Origin of the sequence: Paraburkholderia sp. GAS348 (assembly GCF_050434205.1) — a bacterium.
Taxonomy (GTDB): domain Bacteria; phylum Pseudomonadota; class Gammaproteobacteria; order Burkholderiales; family Burkholderiaceae; genus Paraburkholderia.
This window is the reverse complement of record NZ_JBNPVT010000053.1, coordinates 1-4,292: the sequence shown is the minus strand read 5'-3', so window position 1 is coordinate 4,292 and position 4,292 is coordinate 1. Positions and strand designations below refer to the sequence as shown.

At 60.8% G+C, this 4,292-nt stretch carries 5 protein-coding genes; all 5 read left to right on the top strand.

Going from position 1 to position 4,292, the window contains the following annotated elements; translation table 11 throughout:
- A partial coding sequence (locus P3T22_RS33075; protein WP_429327263.1) for an NADH-quinone oxidoreductase subunit C occupies positions 1 to 381 on the top strand: 381 nt, incomplete at its 5' end.
- Between the two features lie 9 nt (positions 382 to 390).
- The gene (locus P3T22_RS33070) at positions 391 to 1,644 is read left to right on the top strand and encodes an NADH-quinone oxidoreductase subunit D (protein WP_063495293.1); all 1,254 of its coding nucleotides are present in this window, start codon (positions 391 to 393) and stop codon (positions 1,642 to 1,644) included.
- A 131-nt stretch (positions 1,645 to 1,775) separates the two neighbouring features.
- Positions 1,776 to 2,261: an NADH-quinone oxidoreductase subunit NuoE gene (gene nuoE / locus P3T22_RS33065; RefSeq protein WP_063495294.1), complete on the top strand. Its 486-nt coding sequence runs from the start codon at positions 1,776 to 1,778 to the stop codon at positions 2,259 to 2,261.
- The gene (gene nuoF, locus P3T22_RS33060) at positions 2,258 to 3,586 is read left to right on the top strand and encodes an NADH-quinone oxidoreductase subunit NuoF (protein ID WP_429327262.1); all 1,329 of its coding nucleotides are present in this window, start codon (positions 2,258 to 2,260) and stop codon (positions 3,584 to 3,586) included. The genes nuoE and nuoF overlap by 4 nt, the downstream gene beginning before the upstream one ends.
- A 122-nt stretch (positions 3,587 to 3,708) precedes the next feature.
- On the top strand, positions 3,709 to 4,292 hold a 584-nt coding region (locus P3T22_RS33055), incomplete at its 3' end, for a 2Fe-2S iron-sulfur cluster-binding protein (RefSeq protein WP_429327261.1).

Below are 4,292 nucleotides of genomic sequence, written 5' to 3'. Positions count from 1 at the left end.
GGCCCGCGTTTCGCGGCCGTTCTGCATTTGTTGTCGGTGCAGAACAACTGGCGTGTGCGTCTGCGCGTGTTCGCGCCGGACGACGAAGTGCCGATCGTCGCGTCGGTCGTCGATATCTGGAGTTCGGCCAACTGGTACGAGCGCGAAGCATTCGACCTGTACGGCATCATCTTCGAGGGTCACCCGGACCTGCGCCGCATCCTGACCGACTACGGTTTCATTGGTCACCCGTTCCGTAAAGATTTCCCTGTCTCCGGCTACGTCGAAATGCGTTACGACCCGGAAGAGAAGCGCGTCGTCTATCAGCCCGTGACGATCGAGCCGCGGGAAATCACGCCGCGCGTGATCCGCGAGGATCGCTATGGCGGTCTGAAACACTAAGAGAACGCCATGGCAGAGATCAAGAACTACACGCTCAACTTCGGTCCTCAGCATCCGGCCGCGCACGGTGTGCTGCGCCTCGTGCTCGAACTCGACGGCGAAGTCATCCAGCGCGCCGATCCGCACATCGGCCTGCTGCATCGCGCGACCGAAAAGCTCGCGGAAACCAAAACCTTCATCCAGTCCGTGCCGTATATGGACCGCCTCGACTACGTGTCGATGATGGTCAACGAGCACGGCTACGTGATGGCGATCGAAAAGCTGCTCGGCATCGAGGTGCCGGTTCGCGCGCAGTACATCCGCGTGATGTTCGACGAAGTCACGCGGGTGCTGAACCACCTGATGTGGATTGGCGCGCACGCACTCGACGTCGGCGCGATGGCGGTCTTCCTGTACGCGTTCCGCGAACGCGAAGACCTGATGGACGTGTACGAAGCGGTGTCCGGCGCACGGATGCACGCGGCTTACTACCGTCCGGGTGGCGTGTACCGCGATCTGCCTGACGCAATGCCGCAATACAAGGCGTCGAAGATCCGCAATGCAAAGGCGCTGTCGAGGATGAACGAGAACCGTCAAGGTTCGCTGCTCGACTTCATCGACGATTTCTTCACGCGTTTCCCGAAGTGCGTCGACGAATACGAAACGCTGCTCACCGACAACCGGATCTGGAAGCAGCGTCTGGTCGGTATCGGCGTGGTCAGCCCGGAGCGGGCGCTGAACCTCGGCATGACCGGCGCGATGCTGCGCGGCTCGGGTATCGAGTGGGATCTGCGCAAGAAGCAGCCGTACGAAGTCTACGACAAGCTCGATTTCGACATTCCGGTTGGCGTGAATGGCGACTGTTATGACCGGTATCTGGTTCGTGTCGAAGAAATGCGCCAGTCCACGCGGATTGTGAAACAGTGCATTGAGTGGCTGCGCAGGAATCCGGGGCCGGTGATGATCGACAATCACAAGGTTGCGCCGCCGTCGCGGGTTGGCATGAAGTCGAACATGGAAGAGCTGATTCACCACTTCAAGCTCTTCTCGGAAGGCTTCCATGTGCCGGAAGGCGAGGCCTACGCTGCGGTCGAACATCCGAAGGGCGAGTTCGGTATCTACCTGATCTCGGACGGCGCGAACAAGCCGTATCGCCTGAAGATTCGCGCGCCGGGCTATGCGCATCTGTCCACGCTCGATGAAATGGCGCGCGGTCACATGATCGCCGACGCTGTGACGATCATCGGCACGCAGGACATCGTGTTCGGCGAAGTGGATCGCTAGGACGTATTCATCAGCGCGCGTCTGCGGATTGCACCGCAGCGCGCGTCAGTCAAAGGAACGCCGGGTCTGTCGCACCATGCAACGCGCGACAGGTTTTCGTTCGGTAGGAATTGAAAGAGTCGTGTCTGAAAATGATCTCAGCTGAAGGCCTGAAAGAAATCGATCGTGCGATCGCGAAGTATCCCGCCGATCAGAAACAGTCCGCCGTGATGTCGGCGCTGGCCACTGCTCAGGAAGAGCATGGCTGGCTGTCGCCCGAACTCATGCAGTTCGTCGCGGACTATCTCGGCATGCCGGCGGTCGCCGTGCAGGAGGTGGCGACCTTCTACACGATGTACGAGACCTCGCCGGTCGGCAAGTACAAGATCACGCTCTGCACGAACCTGCCGTGCCAGCTCGGCCCGGATGGCGGCGCCGACAGCGCTGCTGACTATCTGAAGCAGAAGCTCGGCATCGACTTCGGCGAAACCACGGCGGACGGCAGGTTCACCCTGAAAGAAGGTGAGTGCATGGGCGCGTGCGGCGATGCGCCGGTGATGCTGGTGAACAACCATCGCATGTGCAGCTTCATGAGCCGCGCGAAGATCGACCAGCTGCTCGAGGAGCTTTCGAAATGACGTCTTTACACGATCGTCACATCAAACCGCTGATTCTCGCCGGCCTGAACGGCGACAACTGGCATCTCGAAGACTATGTGGCGCGCGGCGGTTACGCCCAGCTGCGCCGCATTCTGGAAGAAAAGATTCCGCCCGAGCAGGTGATCGCCGACGTCAAGGCATCGGGTCTGCGCGGCCGTGGCGGTGCGGGTTTCCCGACCGGTCTGAAATGGAGCTTCATGCCGCGCCAGTTCCCGGGGCAGAAGTACCTCGTCTGCAATTCGGACGAAGGCGAACCGGGCACCTTCAAGGATCGCGACATCCTGCGTTTCAATCCGCATGCGCTGATTGAAGGCATGGCCATCGGCGCGTACGCGATGGGCATCACGGTCGGCTACAACTATATCCACGGCGAAATCTGGGAAGTCTACAAGCGCTTTGAACAGGCGCTGGACGAAGCGCGCCGCGCCGGGTTCCTCGGCGACAACATCATGGGTTCGGGCTTCTCGTTCGAACTGCATGCGCACCACGGCTACGGCGCCTACGTCTGCGGCGAAGAGACCGCGCTGCTCGAATCGCTCGAGGGCAAGAAAGGCCAGCCGCGCTTCAAGCCGCCGTTCCCGGCGAGCTTCGGCGTGTATGGCAAGCCGACCACGATCAACAACACCGAGACGTTCGCCGCGGTGCCGTTCCTGCTCGCGATCGGTCCGCAGAATTACCTCGAAATCGGCAAGCCGAACAACGGCGGCACGAAGATTTTCTCGATCGCAGGCGACGTCGAGCGTCCGGGCAACTATGAAATTCCGCTCGGCACGCCGTTCGCGACGCTGATGGAACTGGCCGGCGGCATGCGCGGCGGCAGGAAGATCAAGGCCGTGATTCCCGGCGGTTCGTCGGCGCCGGTGATCCCGGGCGACATGATGATGCAGATGGACATGGACTACGACTCGATCGCCAAGGCGGGCTCGATGCTCGGCTCGGGCGCGGTCATCGTGATGGACGAAACGCGTTGCATGGTGCGTTCGCTATTGCGTCTGTCGTATTTCTATTACGAAGAGTCATGCGGTCAGTGCACGCCGTGCCGCGAAGGCACCGGCTGGCTGTATCGCGTCGTGCATCGTATCGAACACGGGCAAGGCCGTCCGGAAGATCTGGATCTGCTGAACTCGGTCGCCGAGAACATCATGGGCCGCACGATTTGCGCGCTCGGCGATGCAGCGGCCATGCCGGTTCGCGGCATGCTCAAGCACTACTGGGACGAATTCGAATACCACGTCGCCCACAAGCATTGCCTCGTCGGCGGTCACGCCGGCGCGGCAGCGGCGGCGGAAACAGTGGCTGCCTGAGTGCCCGGATAAGTACACCAGATAGCGCACCAGAACACGTCATCCGCGGGATTCATCGCCTGACACGGGCGCTGAACAGGGCGAACGATTGAGCGGTAACAGGTTAAGGAAGATTGACCATCATGGTTGAACTTGAAATAGACGGCAAGAAAGTAGAAGTGCCTGAAGGCAGCATGGTGATCCAGGCTGCGCATAAGGTCGACACGTACATTCCTCACTTCTGCTATCACAAGAAGCTGTCGATTGCGGCCAACTGCCGGATGTGTCTGGTCGATGTCGAAAAGATGCCGAAGGCGGTGCCCGCATGCGCCACGCCGGTGTCGGCGGGCATGATCGTGCGCACCAAGTCGGACAAGGCCGTGAAGGGCCAGCAAGCCGTGATGGAATTCCTGCTGATCAACCACCCGCTGGATTGCCCGATCTGCGACCAGGGCGGCGAGTGCCAGCTGCAGGATCTGGCGGTGGGCTACGGCAAGTCGTCGTCGCGCTATAGCGAAGAAAAGCGCGTGGTGTTCCACAAGAACGTCGGCCCGCTGATCTCGATGGAAGAAATGTCGCGTTGCATTCACTGCACGCGTTGCGTCCGCTTTGGCCAGGAAGTGGCCGGCGTGATGGAGCTCGGCATGCTGGGCCGCGGCGAGCATTCGGAAATCACGTCGTTCGTCGGCAAGACGGTCGACTCCGAACTGTCGGGCAACATGATCGA

Bases quoted from the DNA above. Each gene is read 5' to 3' on its own strand.
- P3T22_RS33070 (WP_063495293.1), top strand. From the start codon at position 391: ATGGCAGAGATCAAGAACTACACGCTCAACTTCGGTCCTCAGCATCCG.
- nuoE (WP_063495294.1), top strand. From the start codon at position 1,776: ATGATCTCAGCTGAAGGCCTGAAAGAAATCGATCGTGCGATCGCGAAG.
- nuoF (WP_429327262.1), top strand. From the start codon at position 2,258: ATGACGTCTTTACACGATCGTCACATCAAACCGCTGATTCTCGCCGGC.